This window comes from Pseudoalteromonas sp. 1_2015MBL_MicDiv (assembly GCF_002407505.1).
GTDB classification, from domain to species: domain Bacteria; phylum Pseudomonadota; class Gammaproteobacteria; order Enterobacterales; family Alteromonadaceae; genus Pseudoalteromonas; species Pseudoalteromonas fuliginea.
The window spans coordinates 889,919-910,250 of record NZ_CP012737.1 but is presented as its reverse complement, the minus strand read 5'-3'; the positions used below and the strand labels follow the sequence as shown (position 1 = coordinate 910,250).

The following is a 20,332-nucleotide window of genomic DNA, read 5'->3' as shown; positions in this document are numbered from 1 at the left end:
AATACTTATGAGCTCAACAACGCAAGTAGCAACATTTGGTGGCGGCTGTTTTTGGTGTATAGATGCTGCATTTAGACGTGTAAATGGCGTACTAACCGTAAGCTCTGGCTACACCGGCGGTGAAACAAATAACCCAACATATGATTCTGTATGCTCAGGCACAACCGGTCACGCTGAGGTTGTTAAAATTGAATTTGACGCGACTGTAGTTAGCTTTGAAACACTCTTAGTAATGTTTTTCACACTGCATGATGCAACACAATTGAATCGCCAAGGTAACGATATAGGCACACAATATAGAAGTGTGGTTTACTATCACGATGAAGCTCAACTTAAGCAAACCAACGAAGTGATAGCTCAACTGCAATGCCATGTCGCTGAGCCAATTGTGACAGAAGTCAGCCCTGCCACTACGTATTACCCAGCAGAGCATTATCACCAAGATTACTATAACGAAAATCCACAGCAGGGTTACTGTAGTATTTTAATAGCACCTAAATTACATAAGTTTGAAACCGTATTTAAAGAGTTCTTAGCTGACTAGCTAATTTTAGTAGTTAAACTTAGCTAAACATTAAAAAGCCCGACATATGTCGGGCTTTTTAATATTAATAAATACCGTTAAAACTGGTAGCTTGCGCCTGCAAAAAAGCGACGCTCTGGCGTGTTGTAGTAATACACTTCACCCGTTGTAAAATCAGCGCTTGAATCAACAGCGTTATACTCTTTATCAAATAAGTTTTCTACACGAAGCGAAACTTCAATATGTTCATTTACTTGATAATTACCCGCCAAGTTCCAAAGTGTATAAGAGCCTAAGCGAGTCACAGCACCTTGTCGGTCGCTACGGTATTGCATGTCTAAGCTTGCGTCAAACGCACCAAACTGTTTTGCAAGTTCCCAGTTAAAAGTACGTTTAGCAACATTACGCAACTCTGCGCCCGTTTCTTCGTCTTCAGCGCTTAAGTAAGCAAAGTTAAGGTTGCTATCAAAACCAAAAAACTGCTGAGATAAGCTAAATTCAACCCCTTCGTAGCGTGCTTCATTTAAGTTGATAGGAAAAAAGTTAGAATCTAAAGATATCTTATCTTCAATATCATTTCTAAAAATAGCAACGTCAATACTTGCTATATCAAAATCTACATTTAACCCAATCTCTTGATTTAATGATTTCTCAGGCTCTAAATCAGGATTAGATGAAGGTGGAAAACCAGGGAAAGCCGGAAAGTATAAATCGTTAAATGTAGGTGCTTTAAAACCAGTGCTTTGGCTTATGCGGAACGTGGCGTCTTCAGATAAATGATAACCCGCAGCAGCTGTATATGTTGTTTCGTCGCCAAATTGTTCATCATCGTCTTGGCGAATTGTTAAATTAGCTAACACTTTTTCAGCATTGTAATAAGCCCCAACAAATACTGCTAATACATCACGCTCTTGCATATCATACTGCGTTGAACTGTGCGATACATCATCGTTGTACCAGTTAACACCACCGCTAATATTAAGCTTTTCAGATAATATATATTGACCGTTATAATCAAATTGCACACGTTTCGTTATAAAATCATTTACACCAAATGCTGAGGTATCGTGAGAATCATCTGTTGAAAGCGCTAAATCAATACTATGCGTTTGGTTAGTGTAGTTTTTACTCCAACCTGCAGAAAGCTGATAGTTTTTAAAATCACCTGTTTCTATAGTACTTGTGGCTGGGCTAAAGCGACTGTCGTAATCTGCATAGCCTTCACTGTATTGGCCTAATAACTTAAAGTCGCCGAAATGTGCATCGGTGTAATTTACTTTAAAACCAAGGTTTTTATTTTCATAGCCATCTTCATCTGGTGCTACGCCTTGCAGTGCATCAAAGTTATCTGTTTTTTCAAAGCCTGCGTTAAATGCTGTTGTTATATCATCTGATTTTACAGAGCCTGCCACTTGATAATTTTGATAAGAGTCAGAACCAAATGTAGCGCTTAGGGATAAGTTATCTGACTCACGCGTAATAATATTAATAACACCAGCGAGTGCATCAGAGCCATAAACAGCCGCGCGAGAGCCTTTAATAATTTCTATGCGTTCAATACTATTTAGAGGAACATTATTTAGTGCTTTTTGACCAAGTGTTGCTGAGCCTGTACGTACACCGTCAATTAAAATCAACGTATCGCCAGAGCCCGTACCACGAAGTGACACACCTGTATTTTGACCAAAACCACCGTTTGGATTAACCTGAAAACCCACTCGCGTGCTTAAAAGTGTAGGTAAATCGCGTACGTTACTAGCTTCTATTTCAGCACGTTCAATAACATTTACACTCGCTAAAACGTCGTTAATTGATTGCTCAAACTTATTAGCTGTAACGGTTATTTTTTCAATTGATTGCTCTGCACCAGACACAGAAAATGAAAGCGCAGCAGAAATTGCAACGCCTAGAGTTGTTTTGTTTAACATGAGGTCCCCTACCTTTGCCCACCGCAAAGATTTAAGTAAGTAAGATTGCATCAAGGCCGGTCTCCGGACTCAGTAAGCATATAAAAACTGCAATACTTTACCGTTGCGGGGGCAGTGTTGGGCTTGTAGTCATCATGAAAACGCACCAACTTCCCGATTATCCTGCTAAAAAAATCATTACATGAAGTGGCTAGCAAGCACCTTGAAAATATGCCGCTATTGTGGGTATTTTGTTTATAAATGTCAATGGACGTCTATACAGCTAAAGATATGTTCATCTATGATAAATACGAAAAATAACCTCACAAAAAAAGCCAAACATTGCTGCTTAGCTTTTATTAATACATTTTACACGCTCGTTAGCTAGGTTCTAGCTGGTGTAATTTAGTCGCGAAAGTTTTTAAACTGAAAAGGCTGACCTAGCTCAGCGCTACGCACTACTTGCATAGCCTCTTGAAGATCGTCACGCTTTTTACCAGTAACGCGTACTTCTTCGCCTTGAATAGCGGCTTGAACTTTAACTTTAGAGTCTTTAATGGCCTTAACTACTTTTTTAGCCATGTCTTTTTCGATACCTTGCTTTAAGCCAACGTTACGAAATACATTTTTACCTGCACGAGTAATATCTTGAAGCTCTAAGCTTGATACATCCATACCACGCTTAGAGATTTTGTTTGCCAAAATATCAAACAATTGCATAACTTGAGAATCAGCTTCAGCTTTTAATTTAATTGTTTTGTCATTTAATTCAATAGATGCATCAACACCTCTAAAATCAAAACGGGTCTCTAGCTCACGGTTGGCGTTATCAACCGCATTTTTAGCTTCGTTCATTTCTACTTCAGATACAATATCAAATGAAGGCATTGGTTTCTCCTAACTATTTAATCTTAATTTTATGTGGCAATTATAACGCTAAAATTATAATTCTTTACATTTTTCTGCATCTTGTTCAGGTGCGATACTAAATTAGTTTGATATACTGCGGTCTCTTTTTTAAGCGATTTTAGGATTTGTCGTGACAAGGCGTGTTTACCAAGCAATTTTTTTAATTAGCATTGTGGCTTTTACCCTTTTATTTGCTAAAGAAATAAAAGGTGGCGTTGTAAATTTATTCCCTCATGTTGATAAAGTCGCCCATTTTGGGATTTTTTTTATACTAGCTATAATAATGGATAAAGCGTTTAAACTTCCTTTATATACGCAAATACTTTTATTGGCAGGCTATGGCGCATCTATAGAAATAATGCAAGACGCACTCCCGTATAGGCAGGCATCACTCGGTGATTTTTTTGCTGATTTTGCAGGTGCTGCAAGCTACTTTTTACTTAGAGTAATTTTTACATCTCGAAAAAAGAACCCATATGGCTAATATTTTAATCGTTGGCGATGGTGCTATTGGCTTATTACTTAGCCACTTTTTAAGCGCATCGCATAATGTCAGTGTTTTAACTCGTAAAAGCTCAACAAATACCCGCTTTTATAGTCGAGGTAAGGGCACCTCTAAAAAAATTGACGCACAATTTATTTCATTAAATCAGCTAAATAAAGCTGCTGAATTTGATGTTGTTTTATTTACTGTTAAAGCTTTTCAAGTACTTGATGCGTTTTCACAAATAAAGCCATTTTTACCAATTCATTGCTCTGTTGTACTTTCGCATAACGGAATGGGTAATGTTGATGAGGTAAATAGCCAACTAAACCCCCATCAAGCACTCTACTTTTTAACGACAAGCATAGCGGGCTTTAAATCAAACCAATATATTGTGCAACACACTGGTGAAGGACAAAGCGTTATTGGTGGCTGTAATGAGCTAGCACCTCAAAATAGTGCGCCAATAGCTGATATTTTTAAAGTAATACCCAACCTAAAATTTACTAATAACATTCAGCAGCTTCGTTTTGAAAAACTACTCGTAAATATTGCCATTAACCCATTAAGCGCTTTAGGTAATGTAAGAAATGGCGAATTACGTGCACCTAAGTACAACACAATAATTTTTAATGCACTCACTGAAGCATGTAATATTGCAAAGGCTCAAGGGCTTAATATTCCATTAATTAAAGCACTCAATACCGCTTATAAAATAATGGAGTTAACCGCAAATAATTACTCCTCAATGCAGCAAGATCTAGCGTATAACAGAGAAACTGAAATCTCAGCTATATGCGGCTATATTAGCCAGCAAGGTAAACTCCACAACATTAAAACACCTTACAACGATGAGTTGTTTGTCAAAATTCAGGCAAAAAAAAGCGTGGTATAAACCACGCTTACATAAACTTTTAACTTTACGGGCGATAAACTTTTACAGTTTCGAAGCCCTGTTCGTGCAGCATAAGTGCCTGTAGTTGGCTCATTACGCCTCTGTCACAATATAAATAGTAGTCGGTGTCTTTTGGTAAATCACCAAACTTAGTCGCCAGACGAAAGAACGGTAAATGCACCACTTCAACACCGTCGATTTCTAGCGGTGCAGCTTCTTCTTCTTCTGGTGAGCGAATATCAACTACCACAGAGCCTACAGGTAAATCAGCAACCGATTCAGCTTCTTTAAGTTCTTGTTTGGCTTCAACGTCAATATCACGCACATCCATTATACGTGCGTTGTTTACAACGGTATCAAGTACATCAAAGTCGAACTTTTCTTCTTCACCAAGAATAACGTCTATTTTGGCTTTAACCGTTGGCTTTTTAGAAATAACACCACAGTATTCAGGCATTGTTTCTGCCATTTCAGCCGTACCAATTTGGCGAGCAATATTAATAATTTCTTGCTTATCGTGTTGAATGAGCGGACGTAAAATAAGCGTTTCAGTAACACGGTCAATCACGCTTAAATTCGCTAATGTTTGACTAGATACTTGGCCAATACTTTCACCAGTGACAAGTGCCTGAATGTTTAACTTGTCGGCAACTACACTCCCTGCGCGCATCATCATACGTTTAAGTACAACACCCATTTGGCTGTTTTCAACGTTTTCTAAAATTTCAGCAACAACAGGTTCAAAATCAACCGTTACAAATTTAACTTTATGTGTAGAGCTGTATTTTTTCCATAAGTAGTAACTTGCTTGCTTAACACCAATTTCGTGCGCTGCGCCACCTAGATTAAAGAATAAAAAGTGTGTACGTGCACCTTTACGAATCATTTGATAACTTGCTACGCCAGAGTCAAAACCACCTGACATAAGCGACAACACATCTTCTTGAGTTGGCAGCGGAAAACCAGCCATACCAAAATGCGTTTGCGAAACAATGTAAGCTTTGTCGTCTTTTACTTCTAAACGTATTGTTACTTCTGGACGGCTAAGTTTAACGCTTGCGCCTTCAATATGTTGATTCAATCCACCACCAACATAACGCTCTAAATCAGTTGAGGTAAAGTCATGTTGACCTATACGCTTAGCACGAACACAAAAGGTTTTACCTATAATTGTATGCCCAACTAACGCTATTGTTTTTTGGTAAATATCGTCAAGAGTTTCGAATTGTGTTTCGGTTACTTCAATAAATTGAACGATGCCAGGTATGCGTTTAAGGCTATCGATAAAATCTAAACGAACTTGCGCATCTTCAAGCTTTGTAACAACTGAAATATTATCCCAGTTATTTCTAACTTGTACTTTTTCGTCAACACGGCGCAATACAATTTTAATGTTATTTTCTAACACTTTAGTAAAGCGTTTACGGACTGAACGGCTTTTAATGGCTATTTCAGGATGTAGTTTGACGATAAATTTAAGCATAGTTCACTCTTAGACTGCGGGAATTCGCGCTCCCAGGCATTTGGCGCGCGATTATAGCAAAAAATTCAGCGTCTAGGAAACAGCCAATGACTAGCGATTAGGCAACAGTTTGCGCGTGTTGTGCTAATTCAGTGTATTTTTTGCGTAGCAGGTTCATTTTATCGATACTTTTATCAGTACTATACGCTCTAAACAATGTGAGTACTTTTAAAATACCGTGATATATATCTTGCTCAGCAAGGGTACCGCTTGGCCTACGCGCTTTAATATAAGGCGTCCAAAAGCTAACCGTTAACTTAAGCGTATGGGCTAAATCAATGACATCTTGCTCATCAATTGCAATCATTTCACTGTCGCGAAGCCCCAGTATAATTTTTCGCACTTGTTCTAATAATTCGAGTTGGAAATCAATGTAAGCTTGCTTCAAATCAGCGTCTCTGGCGAGTATATCGCCGAGGTTGTCGTAAAAAAAATGATAGCGCCACATCAATTCAAACAACGAATCTAAATAAGCTGTTAAGTGGTTAAATGCATCGTCATTTTTGTTGATAGGTTTAAATTGCGTACTTAAATGATCGCGATATAACGCAAATATATGACGAATAATGTCTTCTTTATTTTTAAAATGGTAGTAAAGATTACCGGGGCTCATCCCTAAATGCGACGCTATATGATTGGTTGATATTGCACGCTCACCTTGCTCATTAAATAACGAAATACTGGTGTGTATTATTTTATCCTTGGTATTCATACGCTAATACTCTAATTATCTTATGCACTACATTACACTAAAAATAGACCACGCAGTATAAACAAATATTATCGATTAAAACACACTTACTCCTTAACCATCATTAGGAACTGAATAAATAATCTATTTGGGCAAAGCTGATTTGTGCCCTAAACACTGTTAAACTAACGCTAAAATAATAAATAGTGAATATTATGAACGTTACTGCAATTTACCCAGGCACTTTTGATCCGCTTACCAATGGGCACACAGACTTGATTCATCGTGCTGCAAAAATGTTTGATACCGTATTAGTTGCTGTTGCCCACAACCCAAGTAAAAAACCCTGCTTTACCCTAGAAGAACGTGTTGAACTTGCTAATACCATTTTGAGTCATTTGGGTAATGTCAAAGTTATCGGATTTTCAGGCTTGCTGGCTGACCTTGCGCGCGATCATAATGCTAATGTGCTTATTCGTGGTATTAGGGCTGTATCTGATTTCGATTATGAATTTCAGCTCGCAAATATGAACCGTCGCCTAAACCCCGATTTAGAAAGTGTATTTTTAACGCCCGCAGAGCGAAATTCATTTATTTCATCAACACTCGTTAAAGAAGTAGCACGTCACAATGGTGATGTAAGCGAGTTTGTGGACCCTGTAATTGTCAAAGCGCTAAAAACTAAATTGGGCTGTGGTGCCCAATAGTAATTTACTGCGTTAGCGCATAACTCGTATGCGCTAATTTAGCTTTGATATAGATGATGTCTTTAATTTTTTAATTAACCAAACCAGCTTCAGTAAGTCTTTATTGATAATTAATATTAGTGCCATCGTAATATCAATAACAGGCATAAAGAAACCATACAGTATCCACAGCCACCAAAAGTCCCAATTGCCATAAAGAGTATTATCAATATACATGCCCATAAACAGTGAGGCATTGATACAAAGCCCTACAATAAGATAATAAAATCCGTACGGTATTTTACGTCCTAAAAAAATACGCCACATAAGAATAGCGGCAATTGTTAGTACATCAAATATAAACAACTTTAAATGTGGAGCTGCAGTAGTTATGTCCACAAATAAACTAGATGTGTACGAAGCCATCATAATAAAGCAGAGGTGAACTCGGCTTTTATCTTGCTTATTAATAGCAATTGATAGAGTGAACAAAAAAGCAATAACAAAAAGCCATGTAATAAGTATTCCAAAATATTCATTAATTGCCAAAATAGATCCTCCATTCTATTCAACCTTTTTATGAATGCTTTTTGTACTGCCAAATAAATAACGTTTTAATGCAACCAAACCTAAAAAGTCTTTATTAATTAGGAGAGCTAAAAGCATTGTTAAATCAGAAATTAGTTGCCCTATTACATACAAGGCCCAAAACCACCAGTAGTCTAAATTTCCTAAAACAATACTGTCGTAGTGCACTCCAAAAAAAACAAATGCGTTAAAGCTAAGTCCAACTAAAAGATAATAAAAGGCTATAGGGAGGCTTTTACTAAAATAGCTCCGCCATATAATCAGAAAAAATATAGTTACGATATCAAATATGAAAAGGGTCAAATGAGGCGTGTTGCTAAAGGGATCCATAAAAATACTTGAGGTGTAAGATACCACCATAATGAATGCAAGCTGTGTGCAGCTTTTGTCATAATTGTTAATGCTCATAGACAAATTATATAAAAAAGCAATAACAAAAGACCATGTAATAAAAATAATTATATAGTCGTATAAACCAGCCAGCCTCCATAGAAAGTCAGGCATGGCGTGACCTGTTAAATTTTTCAGCTAAAAATTTAGTAAACTTAACTAAACCTAAAAAATCTTTGTTAAAGATAAGCGCTAATGGCATTATCAAATCTGCAGGGCGGGATCACACTTTGTAAATAAACAAATTTTATGATCTAATACCATAAATTTAATCACCTTAAACTTATTATGTCACTCTTCTCACATTTAGAACTCGTCAAAGATAATCGTTCACATATAAATCAACACCATAACTTAGTTGATGTGCTTTTTCTTATTATTACTGCCGTTACATCAGGGTGTGAAAACTGGCAAGATATTGAAGTCTATGGCGAAAGTAAGCTTAATTGGTTAAGAGGATTTCGTTCTTTCAAAAATGGCATACCCACTCGACATAGTATTGCTCGGATTTTTAGAACCGTTGATACTGACTCATTACTACTCGCGATGTATAGCTGGGTCAATCAAAACCGCGTTAAATCAGCGCATCCTGTCATTGCCTTCGATGGCAAAACTATTCGCGGAGCAAGTAAACACATTGCTGATAAATTACACCTCGTCTCAGCATTTGATTGTGAGGCAGGTCTCACATTATTCCACCAAACAGTTGGCAGTAAGACGAATGAAATACCGGCAGTTCGGGATTTATTGAAAATACTCGATATCAATAACACCGTCATTACACTTGATGCTTTGCACTGCCAAAAAGAAACGCTAAAACAGCTAATTAGCAGACATGCAGATTATCTAGTGCAAGCAAAGGGTAATCAAAAGAAACTTTATAGCGCGATTCAAGATGCATTTACACACCAGTATGAATCTGAAAACTCAGAGATACTTAGTCATGTAACACAAGATGCAGGGCATGGGCGAAAAGAAGTACGCACGATAGATTGTCTTGATGCGCGTTTATTACCGAGTGAAATTAAAGAGAGCTGGCCATCAGTTAGGACAATCGTTGCGGTGCAGCGAGAGCGAACGAAGGGTAATAGAACGAGTATTGACACACATTACTACCTAACATCGTTGACAGACAATATATTGATAAGTAAAGCAATAAGACAACATTGGCTGATAGAAAATCAGCAACACTGGATACTGGATGTCGTATTTAAAGAAGATGCCTGTCAAATAAATGAGCCATTAAGTGCGCAACATATGGCACTATTTAGACGCGTCGTTAGGAACATGATAAAGCAGCATACGAAAAGCAAGGGGTCAATAAGAAGTAAGTGTGTAAGAGCTTGTTATGATGATGCTTTTAGAGAAGAACTTCTTTTTGGTTAACATTTTTAACAAAGTATGCTCGCGCCCTGCTCACTATTCGTTGTCACTTTGTATCTCTTTTTATAACGCACCCAGACATTTGCCTCTTTCATTAGCTGTGCTGTTTTGTGACGACTCACCGGAAAACCGAGTGCATTTAAGACTTTCTGAATACGCCTTTCACCGTAAGTATTATCACTGAAGTGCGCTATGTCCTTGACACAATAAATCATTTCTTGATGTGTTGGATCCTCTGATTTAGTTGAGAATCGCTTTTGATAACTATAGTAATTGTTACTTTTTACACCCAGTATTCAGCACATTGTCGCCACAGGCCAGGTCTTCTTGTATTGGGTTATGAACGAATATTTCACTTCGTTTCTTTGGCAAAGAAGACCGTCGCTTTTTTTAATATTTCACGCTCCATTTCTAGGCGTTTCACTTGCGCTTTTAGCTCTCTGATCTCTTCTTGCTCAGGGGTTAAATTACCGTTCCCTCTAAAAGCATGCCCATCATCATTTTCAGCTTCTTTTATCCAGCGACCAAGCATGTTGGGATTTACCCCTAAATTTCTAGAGGCTTCTGCTTGTGAGTAGTTTTGCTCAACAACTAATGCGATAGCATCAAGTTTAAATTCTTTGGAATACTTTTTACGTTTTGTCATTATCGATCTCCAGTTAAGTTGATTATCTCTTAACTGGGGTAGTCGAATCCATTAAACCACGTCACGAAGTAAAAATAGTTTAAGTGAGACACTATAACCATATCGAATAGTGTACTTAAGGTGTACGAAATCATCATAATTCCAGAAAGGTACATTGTATTTTTATAGGGACTGTTTATGCTTGCTGATAAATTATAAAGAATGCAATTACAAAGAACCATGTAATAAAGATACCTACATAATCTCTAATCGCTACCAAATCCCACAGTATGTCAGCCACTACTATTATTCCTTTTCATAATACTATTGTGGAACCATTTTTTAATTGCAGCTAAAGCTAAAAAATCTTTGTTTATAAAAAATATAGCTACCATCATAAAGTCGGCTAAATTAACAACAATTGAATAAAATGACCAAAACCACCAAGGCTCGTAATTATCAAAAATATATACATCTAGATGCATACAAAAAAATAAAAATGCATTTATCGTTAGACCTAATAATAAATAAAGAGATATAAAATTTATAGTTAGAAAGTATTTAAAAGCAATGATGAAAAGAATTGTTATCACATCTAAAAAAAAGAGTTGAATATATGATATTTTCTCTATATCAATAAAAAGGCTAGGTGAATAAGAAAGCAACATAATCAACGATAACCAAACCGCTGTTTTATCTAATTTATTTATGCTTATAGCAAGCGAGTATAAAAATGCCATTAAGAAACACCATTGTACAAAAGCACCTATGTACAATGAGACGATTGGACTAATCAAAAATTCATCCATTATTCTAAGGCTTTTTTAAATTCAATTTGAATGCTTTAAAATGTAGCATCCGTAGAATTTTTTTATTGAGTATCAGTGAGAGCACCATGAGAATATCTATCGTATTGATCCCTATTGAATAAACACTCCAATACCACCAAGGTTCATAGCTATATAAAACGTATAGGTCATAATATATTATGAGGGTGAGTACAGCATTTATTGTTAACGAAATTATGATTAAGTGAAAAGCAACAGAACGTTGGAGTACTTTGAAGCACTGTAAAGTTAACAAAGCTAAAATTGTAATGAAATCGTAGAGTGCCCAGCTTAAATATAAATTTTCTAATAAATCTATGTAGCCACTAAAAATATATGAGCAGAGCATAAGCGCAGATAAATAAACAGGAGACTTACTTTCCTTATTTATATTAATAGCTAAACAGCATAAGAAAGCCATTAAAAAGACCCCTTTGGGAGAAAGCTCCTACATAATCCGTTAAGGCTTCAGTAACGTACATATTAAACTAGGTTAATTTGTGGGCATCGTTTGATTTGAAGTAACTGAGGGTTTTGTTCTTTAACTTATGAAGACCTAGGAAGTCTCTATCAACAATTAATGCGACTATCATAATTAAGTCCATTAAATTAACTGCGTATGTATAAACATCCCAAAAAAACCATCGTTCCATATTTCCGAATATATACATATCTAAATACATACAAAAAAAGAAAATCGAATTTATAGACAATCCAACAATTAAATACAAAAAAGAAGGTGTTGTTTTTTCGGTTATTTTATATATGCATATTAACGCTAAAATAGTAGAAATATCATACAAAGCCCAATCCAAGTATATTGAGTTTTTAATAGAAAGCCATGTATAGAAGTAGTCAGATAAGGTATAAGATATCATCATAATAAATGAACTGAGCAGAAGAGTTGTACCTCTTTTTAAATCTAATGAGTATACAAACACATTAAAAAAGAAAGTCATCAGAAATCCCCACATCGTAAAAGCAGACAGTGAGAACAACCCAAAAAGCTCAGTTAGAATCATTTAAAACCTTAAATTATTACTTTGGTCTGACAGGCATTACACTGCCCCCGCCACGTTGTAAGCTATCACCACTTGCTGCAGCAATAGCCTCTTGAGAAATGCTTACTGTATCAGATTGCAGGGTTTTAGGGCTAGCAGTTTGTTCCATTGCAGGCTTTAATTGTTGTGTTTTATTATATGCTTGCATTTGTACTTGGTTATTCGCTGAAATTTGCATGTTATTAATCCTTATAAAATTATAGTTTGCGCAACTTTTATCACGCTATTATATAGGTAAACATGTTACCTGTTTTAATCTAGGTAGCCATTTTTGCCACCCACCTATAATAAAGCAACCTGTATGCCAACTTTATTTGACACTTTAAAAATGCAACAGATCAAACCAGTTTGTTTTAGATATAAAAAAACGCACAGGGATAACCGTACGTTTTTTGTATCCAGGGAGTTTAAGCCACGTATTTACACGGGATCTCCACACTTTTACTTGGCTTTAAAATAAATTCCATAGCAACTTCATCGCAATTTTCTTTACGAAGACAAAGCTCACAATCTTTCATTACTTTTTCTGGCAAACTGTCTTTAGTGCAAAAGGTAAAGCGCTGCTTTTCGAAAAAGTCAGGCACACGCGTTAGTACAATAACTCTATTCAACGCCAGTTTTTTAGCTTTAATTAACAAATGCTCAACGAGTTGCCGCCCCTGCCCAGTAACAACGCTTTGAGGATCAATACCTAAAGAGCGAATTTCAGCAAGACCTGTATCATATATATACAGCGAGGCACAGCCCGATACCTTACCGTTAATTTCAGTGACCGCAAATTCATTTATAGAATGCACCATGTCACTTTTAGCTCTAGGTAGATTTTCGCCAACTGTAGCCCAATGCTGAATGAGCTTAGCTATAGATTCAACGTCATCTAGATTTGCATCACGAACCGTTATTTGCTGTTTTTTTTTGGCTTCTTTAATTGCACCAGTTACTTGCTCAATCGATGTGCCGCCAAGAGCTTGGCGCGCTTTTATACACGCATCAATTTCTAATACCGGGTATACATCGTCTTCAAAAACATCATTAACTGATTTGTATTGCTCAAGCGAAAGCTCTTCTAGCGTTTTATTTTCGCTAATAGCAAGCTGAACAAGGACGCCTACAATGTGGTGCCCCTCTCTAAAAGGTACGCCTCTTGCGACGAGATAATCAGCAAGCTCTGTTGCATTAGCATGACCGCCTTTAGCAGCAGCAAGTGTACGATCTCCTCTTACCTTAACGCCCTTAATACAAGCTTGTGCCATATGAATACACGCAAGCCATGTTGGCATAGCGTCAAATATACCTTCTTTATCTTCTTGCATGTCTTTGTTGTAAGCAAGAGGGAGTGCTTTTAAGGTCATCATCATCGCACTAAACGCGCCAAATACACGACCCGTTTTACCACGGATAAGTTCTAATGCATCAGGGTTCTTTTTCTGTGGCATAAGCGATGAGCCCGATGTCACGTTATCTGCAAGCTCTATAAAACCAGCTTCACCCGAGTTATAAAATATTAAATCTTCTGACATACGCGATAAGTGAATCATCGAAATCGATGCACAGCTTAATAACTCTACAACAAAATCGCGATCAGAGACGCCATCAAGACTATTTTTAGTCGCACCAGTAAAACCCAAACCTTGCGCAAGTGCTTGACGATCAATTGGGTAAGCAGTACCGGCTAATGCACCACTTCCTAGTGGGCAAAAATTCATGCGCGCTTTCGCGTCTTGCAAGCGACTTTCATCACGCTCTAGCATTTCTACGTAAGCCATACACCAGTGGCTAAATAATACTGGCTGTGCTCGCTGTAAATGAGTATAACCGGGCAATATAGTACCAAGTTCACGCTCAGCTAAAGATACAAACTCGCCTTTAAGTTGCTCAATTGCTTTTAAAATATGCTCAGCGGTATCACGGCACCATAATCTAAAGTCTGTTGCGACTTGATCATTACGGCTTCGGCCTGTATGTAATTTTTTAGCTAAATCACCTACTTTTTCGATTAATGCAGCTTCAACATGCGAGTGAATATCCTCTGCGCCCGATGTAGCTACAGCGAGTGGATCAGCTTTTACTTCTTCAAGTAACTCATACAATGCTGCAACGAGTTCTTTGTGCTCATCACTCGATAACACATTAACTTGCTCAAGTGCGCCAGCCCATGCCACAGAGCCGATAATATCTTGCTCTGCTAACTGATAATCGAAGGGAAGAGAGTCGTTAAATTGCTTAAACGCCTCATCTGGACCCGTAGAAAAACGTCCGCCCCATAATGCCATGAAATATCTCCAAACCCTGTATTGCCCCTTTTACAGGGGCGTAATAATTTACTTTTTAGCGAGTGCTGAAATTCTGCTTGAAAGCGAGAATAAACGAATAAAGCCTTCAGCGTGTGATTGGTCATACACATCATCTTCACCAAATGTGGCAAATGCTTCGCTATATAAACTATTTGGCGACTGCTTTTGAACCGCAGTTACTTGACCTTTATATAATTTAAGTACGACTTCACCTGTTGCCACTTTAGAAAGCGCTTCTGCACCGGCTAAAATAGAATCTTTAAGTGGTGTAAACCAGCGGCCGTCATATACTAAATGCGAAAATTCACCACCCAGCACTTCTTTCCATTTACGGCTTGCTTTATCAAGCACTAGCTCGTCAATTGCTTGAAGTGCTGCCATGATAACTGTACCGCCGGGCGTTTCGTAGCAACCGCGTGACTTCATGCCTACCAAACGGTTTTCTACAATATCAACACGACCAACACCATGAGGTGATGCAATATCGTTTAATTTAACTAAACAGTCATATGGTTTAAGTTCTTCGCCATTTACAGCAACCACTTCGCCTTCAACAACTTTTAAAGTTACGAGTTCTGATTTATCTGGTGCTTGCTCTGGAGAATTAGTCCATGTCCATACTTGCTCAGTTGGTTGACACCATGGGTCTTCAAGCTCGCCACCTTCGTGTGAAATATGCCATGCGTTAGCATCACGGCTGTAAATTTTTGTCGCTGATGCTGAGCACGGAATGTCACGCTCCGCCAAGTAATCAAGTAATGACTCACGGCTCGATAAGTCCCACTCACGCCATGGCGCAATTACTTTTAAATCAGGTGCGAGTGCTGCAAAGCATGATTCAAAACGAACTTGGTCATTACCTTTACCAGTACAACCATGAGAAAGTGCATCGGCACCTACTTTACGCGCTATTTCAACTTGCGCTTTAGCTATAATTGGGCGCGCCATAGAGGTACCTAATAAATAAGTGCCTTCATAAATTGAGCCCGTTTTAAGTGTTGGGTAAATGTAATCACTTACCATTTCATCTTTTAAGTCAACTACATAACATTCAGATGCACCAGAGGCAATTGCTTTAGCTTCTACGCCTTCAAGTTCTTCTGCGCCTTGACCTACATCTGCAACAAACGCGATTACTTCACAGCCGTAGTTTTCTTTTAACCATGGCACGATAGCCGACGTATCAAGACCACCTGAATAGGCTAAAACGACTTTTTTAATTGAACTCATAGGTGTTCCTTAACAAAATTTGGATTTAATAATGTAACTAGCAGAGCATTTTGCGCGTGCATACGATTCTCTGCTTGTTGAATAATTTTAGATGCTGGACCATCCATTACCTCTGAGGTAATTTCAAATTCACGGTGCGCCGGTTGGCAGTGTAATACCGTCGTAGCACCGGTTTGATCTAGCAATGCCTGATTTAGCTGATATGGCATATACTTGGCTTTAACTTGCTCAATTGGTGTTGTATTACCCATTGATACCCAAGTATCTGCGTAAACAACATTTGCGCCAACAGCAGCTTCAACGCGATCACTCACCATAACTGATGCACCGTTCATTGCTGCAATCTGCTCTGCTTTTTTAAGTATTTGTGAATCTGGTGAGCACCCTTTTGGTGTTACAGCTACAAAATCTGTACCTAGTGTAGCTGCTAACAACATCAATGAATGAGTTACGTTATTACCTTCACCTAAGTAAGCAACTTTAAGCTCACTTACATCGCCATGTACTTCTTGAAGCGTTAAAAAATCAGCGAGTGCTTGGCACGGATGGTACAAATCACACAAACTATTAACCACCGGTACCGATGAATATTCACCTAATGTAGTTAACGTACTGTGTTGATTAACACGCGCTACAATCCCGTCAGCCCATGTTGAAATATTAAGAGCGAAATCTTTAATTGATTCGCGTGCACCCATAGCGCCATTTTGCTGATCTAAATAAACCGCGTGACCGCCCAGGCGATTAATACCTATATCAAATGATAAACGCGTACGTAAACTTTGTTTTTCAAATAACGTTACAACCGATTTACCAGCTAATACTTGGCTGTATTTCTCTGGTTTTACTTTAATGTCTTGCGCTAACTTTAATAAATTAAGTGCGCCTTCTTGGTCTAATTCTAAACCGGTTAAAAAATTCTTAAACATAATAAACCTATGGTGTAATTTTAGTTCCGACATGCTTGCCTTCAAGCAAGTCAGTTAAATTTTCTGGCTTTTGCCAGCTGGAAATATACACACCGCGTCGTAAATGTTGGGCAGCGTGAAGGCTGGTCTTAACTTTGACCTCCATCCCGCCCACAATTACTCCTTCATCTATTAAAGTATCAATGTGTTTTGTGTCAAGTTGATGTAAGGGCTGCTTATTTGCGTCAAGCACCGCTTCTACATCAGTCATAAAAATAAGTTCTGCGTTTAAATTACTAGCAATAGCCGCTGCAGCTTCATCAGCATTTACGTTATACCAAAGGCCTTGCTCATCAAAACCGATAGAGCTAACGATCGGTAGCCTGCCAATTTCAAGTAAATCGTTAATAATAGAATCATCGTTACTTGTGCATTTACCTACTAAACAAAGTGCTTTTAACTTTTGAGTAGCAGTAACACCCGCTTCATACAAACTTAACCCAACCGGTTTATGCCCTGCACTAATAGCCTGAGTCATTAATTGTTTATTGGCACAACCTGCTAGTGCACCTACGATGTAAGGCATTTGCTCTGCAGGGCTGATACGCAAACCTTGGTGCTTAGCACTGGCAAAACCAGCTTCTTTTAGCCAAGTATCAACAAGTGCACCGCCACCGTGTACAATTACAAACTGAGCATTTTGTTGCTCATTAAGTACATCAAACAATGCTTTTGCTGCATTTTCTGTATTAAGTACTGCACCACCGAGCTTAATTACCCACGTTTTTTTACTCATTTAAAACGCTCCTTTTAAACCAGTGGTATGATCTAAATTCATAGAAATATTAATACACTGCAAAGCTTGTCCAGCAGCGCCTTTTAATAAGTTATCAATAGCAGACATCACAATTAACTGCGTACCTTGTTGCTGCCAGCCAATATCAACAAATGGCTGCTTAGCTACACCTTTAATTGACGGTATTTTATCGCCTAATAAACGAATTAATGGCTCGCTCGCAAGTACTTGATAAGCCGATGCAACGTTTTCCTTGGTAACGCCTGGCTTAAGCTGTACATAAATAGTTTCTAAAATACCACGTGGAAAATTACCTAGATGCGGTGTAAATAACACTTTGTGGCCAAGGTGTTGTTCAATTTCAGGGCCGTGGCGATGGTTAAACAAACCATAAGGTGCAAGCGACACTTCACAAAAATGCGTTCCTACACTGGCTTTACGCCCTGCGCCTGTAACGCCCGAAACCGCATTAATAATAATACTTTCGCTGCTCAATAAGCCTGCTTGCTTAAGCGGTTTTAGCGCATTAAGCGCTGCTGTTGGGTAACAACCTGCAACAGCAATTAGCTTTGCATTAGCGATAGCATCATGGTTCCACTCAGCTAGACCGTAAGCCGCTTCATTTAAAAGCTCTGGATATTGATGCTCAAAACCATAATATGTAACGTAATCATCATTGCTTGCAAGGCGATAGCCACCAGATAAATCAAATACCTTTTTACCCATTGCTAAAAAACGCGGTGCTAAATCAACACTCACTTTATGGTCTGTACATAAGCACACATAGTAAGCACTAGTTTGAATGTCATCAAAAGCTGATTCACCAAGAGGGAGTAATGGTAAGTCGAGCAAGCCTAGATGTTCAGGATATAAATCACTTAGCAATTTATTTTTATCTAAGCTACCTTCTGATACATAACAACCCGCTAAAGTTAAGTTTGGGTGTTTAGCAACTAAACTTGCTAACTCTGCGCCGCTGTAACCGCTTGCGCCAATAATCACTACATTCATTTGTTACTCGTTATCTTAAAATTAGTTGTTACTTGTCTATCTTGTTCGCTTAAACTAGCCTTGGCGCTAATTTAGCCTTTTATTAATGAATTTTGATTATCGTCGCATTGTTTCCATAACGTTACTTTAATATATTTATGCTTAAAAAGTGAATTGATATTCATCATAAATACTTTTATATTGTTATGCAATTAAATTGAATACTTATTTTGGATTTTTTTATGCCTTTGCCATCGTTTATTTCTATGTATCAACAATTGATTGCAGCTCCGTCTATCAGTGCAATTGAAGATAGTCAGTGTATGAGTAATAAAAGCGTAATTGAACTACTTGCGAGGTGGTGCGAAACACTTGGCTTTACATGTGAAATCATTGAATTAGAAGGAGGTAAAGGTCGCTATAACTTATTAGCTAAACGTGGCAAAGGAGATGGTGGATTAATGCTCGCGGGCCACACCGATACTGTCCCGTTTGATGATAGTCGCTGGAATCATAATCCGTTTAAACTTACCGAACTCGACAATAAATTATATGGGCTCGGTAGCATTGATATGAAAGGTTTTTTTGCGTTTGTATTACAAGCAATTAGTGAACTTGATGAAAAGCAGCAAACCCAGCCTATCTTAATACTCGCCACTGCCGACGAAGAAACCACAATGGCAGGTGCGCAGCAAATATGTAAGCACCCAAATTTAAAACCTGCGCGATGTATAATTGGTGAACCTACTGATATGACACCGGTATTTACACATAAAGGACATATGAGTACAGCGATTAGAGTAATTGGACGCTCAGGTCATAGCTCTGATCCCGAACGTGGTCTCAACGCCATAGAAATCATGCATAAAGTGACTTCAAAATTATTGTTCTTAAAAGAGCAGTTAAAGCATAAGTATTCATTAAGCCACTTTGAAATACCTTACCCAACATTAAATTTTGGTAATATTCATGGCGGCGACAACGCTAACCGAATTTGTGCTTGCTGCGAAATGCATATAGATATGCGCCCATTACCAGGTTTGAGTGTAAAAGAGTTACAAGCATTAATACTTGATGCAACGAAAGAGATAAATCAACAATACCCCAATGCGGTCAGCGTAATTGATTTACACGAGCCAATACCAGCCTTTACTGGCAACACCGACAGTGCTTTAGTGATATTAGCTGAAAAAATAGCAGGGCAAAAAGCAATAGCTGTTAATTACTGTACTGAAGCACCTTTTATTCAGCAATTAGGGTGTGAAACAATCGTTATGGGGCCGGGCTCAATAAATCAAGCCCATCAGCCTGATGAGTTTTTAGCAATGGAAAAAATAAAACCGTCACAAAAAATTATCAGTAACATTATTAAAGCCAGTTGTTTTAATATCAATTAACTTAATTAAGTGCCCTATTTTGAGGTAAAAAAATCTTATCGATGACAACAGAAAATAATTATTTAGAGCAACTAGATACAAAATTTTTTGCCTAGTTCTAGCGTAATTTCCTTAACGTTAAATAGACCCTATACTTAAGCAGATTGGTATTACTCCTGTGTTCATACAGTTGTAAATAAGAAATTAGCGTTAGGTTTAATCCCTCAAGTTTATTAAGTAACCAAGT

Annotated in this window: 20 protein-coding genes, 1 pseudogene and 1 riboswitch; of the genes and pseudogenes, 6 read left to right on the top strand and 15 right to left on the bottom strand. The window is 37.8% G+C overall.

What is annotated here, in order from left to right:
• The first annotated feature begins 7 nt into the window (after nt 1-7).
• Nucleotides 8-544, top strand: coding sequence for a peptide-methionine (S)-S-oxide reductase MsrA (msrA, locus tag AOR04_RS04005; RefSeq protein ID WP_096792608.1), 537 nt, complete (start codon nt 8-10; stop codon nt 542-544).
• 77 nt (nt 545-621) lie between these two features.
• On the opposite strand, the gene AOR04_RS04000 is transcribed toward msrA, so the two are convergent.
• Nucleotides 622-2,451: a TonB-dependent receptor domain-containing protein gene (locus tag AOR04_RS04000; protein ID WP_096792607.1), complete on the bottom strand. Its 1,830-nt coding sequence runs from the start codon at nt 2,449-2,451 to the stop codon at nt 622-624.
• A gap of 37 nt (nt 2,452-2,488) precedes the next feature.
• Nucleotides 2,489-2,671, bottom strand: a riboswitch (cobalamin riboswitch).
• A gap of 164 nt (nt 2,672-2,835) precedes the next feature.
• Nucleotides 2,836-3,318 carry a YajQ family cyclic di-GMP-binding protein gene (locus tag AOR04_RS03995; RefSeq protein ID WP_007377833.1) on the bottom strand — a complete coding sequence of 161 codons (483 nt, stop codon included), beginning with the start codon at nt 3,316-3,318 and terminating at the stop codon, nt 2,836-2,838.
• A 151-nt stretch (nt 3,319-3,469) separates the two neighbouring features.
• Here AOR04_RS03995 and AOR04_RS03990 point away from each other — a divergent pair, with 151 nt between their 5' ends.
• Together AOR04_RS03990 and AOR04_RS03985 are read left to right on the top strand one after the other, a co-directional pair.
• A complete protein-coding gene (locus tag AOR04_RS03990) occupies nt 3,470-3,823 on the top strand; it encodes a VanZ family protein (RefSeq protein WP_096792606.1) in 354 nt (117 codons plus the stop codon).
• Nucleotides 3,816-4,718 carry a ketopantoate reductase family protein gene (locus tag AOR04_RS03985; RefSeq protein WP_096792605.1) on the top strand — a complete coding sequence of 301 codons (903 nt, stop codon included), beginning with the start codon at nt 3,816-3,818 and terminating at the stop codon, nt 4,716-4,718. The genes AOR04_RS03990 and AOR04_RS03985 overlap by 8 nt, the downstream gene beginning before the upstream one ends.
• A gap of 25 nt (nt 4,719-4,743) precedes the next feature.
• Here the strand turns inward: AOR04_RS03985 and thiI are convergent, their stop codons facing one another.
• Complete coding sequence (thiI, locus tag AOR04_RS03980; protein ID WP_008134855.1) at nt 4,744-6,201, bottom strand: tRNA uracil 4-sulfurtransferase ThiI; 1,458 nt, start codon at nt 6,199-6,201, stop codon at nt 4,744-4,746.
• A 97-nt stretch (nt 6,202-6,298) separates the two neighbouring features.
• Entirely contained in the window at nt 6,299-6,952 is a 654-nt protein-coding gene (locus AOR04_RS03975; RefSeq protein ID WP_008134856.1) for a TetR/AcrR family transcriptional regulator, read from the bottom strand.
• Nucleotides 6,953-7,146: 194 nt separating this feature from the next.
• Here AOR04_RS03975 and coaD point away from each other — a divergent pair, with 194 nt between their 5' ends.
• Complete coding sequence (coaD, locus tag AOR04_RS03970) at nt 7,147-7,638, top strand: pantetheine-phosphate adenylyltransferase (RefSeq protein WP_007377838.1); 492 nt, start codon at nt 7,147-7,149, stop codon at nt 7,636-7,638.
• Nucleotides 7,639-7,671: 33 nt separating this feature from the next.
• Here the strand turns inward: coaD and AOR04_RS03965 are convergent, their stop codons facing one another.
• Nucleotides 7,672-8,169, bottom strand: a complete 498-nt coding sequence (locus AOR04_RS03965; protein ID WP_096792604.1) for a hypothetical protein — start codon at nt 8,167-8,169, stop codon at nt 7,672-7,674.
• 12 nt (nt 8,170-8,181) lie between these two features.
• Nucleotides 8,182-8,709 carry a hypothetical protein gene (locus AOR04_RS03960; protein ID WP_096792603.1) on the bottom strand — a complete coding sequence of 176 codons (528 nt, stop codon included), beginning with the start codon at nt 8,707-8,709 and terminating at the stop codon, nt 8,182-8,184.
• A 174-nt stretch (nt 8,710-8,883) separates the two neighbouring features.
• Here AOR04_RS03960 and AOR04_RS03955 point away from each other — a divergent pair, with 174 nt between their 5' ends.
• Nucleotides 8,884-9,981 (top strand): ISAs1-like element ISPsesp1 family transposase, encoded by a 1,098-nt coding sequence (locus AOR04_RS03955; protein ID WP_096792602.1) that lies wholly within the window; start codon nt 8,884-8,886, stop codon nt 9,979-9,981.
• 29 nt (nt 9,982-10,010) lie between these two features.
• Here the strand turns inward: AOR04_RS03955 and AOR04_RS21805 are convergent.
• The 9 genes and pseudogenes from AOR04_RS21805 to argC form a co-directional block, all read right to left on the bottom strand.
• Nucleotides 10,011-10,624, bottom strand: a pseudogene (locus AOR04_RS21805) (transposase); the annotation flags it as partial.
• A gap of 272 nt (nt 10,625-10,896) precedes the next feature.
• Nucleotides 10,897-11,343, bottom strand: coding sequence for a hypothetical protein (locus AOR04_RS03935; protein WP_342864519.1), 447 nt, complete (start codon nt 11,341-11,343; stop codon nt 10,897-10,899).
• 575 nt (nt 11,344-11,918) lie between these two features.
• Nucleotides 11,919-12,452, bottom strand: coding sequence for a hypothetical protein (locus AOR04_RS21800; protein ID WP_232525508.1), 534 nt, complete (start codon nt 12,450-12,452; stop codon nt 11,919-11,921).
• A gap of 16 nt (nt 12,453-12,468) precedes the next feature.
• Nucleotides 12,469-12,669, bottom strand: a complete 201-nt coding sequence (locus tag AOR04_RS03920; protein ID WP_096792599.1) for a hypothetical protein — start codon at nt 12,667-12,669, stop codon at nt 12,469-12,471.
• A 229-nt stretch (nt 12,670-12,898) separates the two neighbouring features.
• The gene (gene argH, locus AOR04_RS03915; RefSeq protein ID WP_007377843.1) at nt 12,899-14,764 is read right to left on the bottom strand and encodes an argininosuccinate lyase; all 1,866 of its coding nucleotides are present in this window, start codon (nt 14,762-14,764) and stop codon (nt 12,899-12,901) included.
• A 48-nt stretch (nt 14,765-14,812) separates the two neighbouring features.
• Nucleotides 14,813-16,015 carry an argininosuccinate synthase gene (locus AOR04_RS03910; RefSeq protein ID WP_008166173.1) on the bottom strand — a complete coding sequence of 401 codons (1,203 nt, stop codon included), beginning with the start codon at nt 16,013-16,015 and terminating at the stop codon, nt 14,813-14,815.
• Entirely contained in the window at nt 16,012-16,944 is a 933-nt protein-coding gene (locus tag AOR04_RS03905) for an ornithine carbamoyltransferase (protein WP_007377845.1), read from the bottom strand. The genes AOR04_RS03910 and AOR04_RS03905 overlap by 4 nt, the downstream gene beginning before the upstream one ends.
• A 7-nt stretch (nt 16,945-16,951) precedes the next feature.
• On the bottom strand, nt 16,952-17,719 hold the full coding sequence (gene argB, locus AOR04_RS03900; RefSeq protein ID WP_033040076.1) for an acetylglutamate kinase: 768 nt from the start codon (nt 17,717-17,719) through the stop codon (nt 16,952-16,954).
• Nucleotides 17,720-18,730 carry an N-acetyl-gamma-glutamyl-phosphate reductase gene (gene argC, locus AOR04_RS03895; RefSeq protein WP_096792598.1) on the bottom strand — a complete coding sequence of 337 codons (1,011 nt, stop codon included), beginning with the start codon at nt 18,728-18,730 and terminating at the stop codon, nt 17,720-17,722.
• A 221-nt stretch (nt 18,731-18,951) separates the two neighbouring features.
• Between argC and argE the strand changes: the two genes are divergently transcribed.
• Complete coding sequence (gene argE / locus AOR04_RS03890; RefSeq protein WP_096792597.1) at nt 18,952-20,106, top strand: acetylornithine deacetylase; 1,155 nt, start codon at nt 18,952-18,954, stop codon at nt 20,104-20,106.
• The last annotated feature ends 226 nt before the right edge of the window (nt 20,107-20,332 follow it).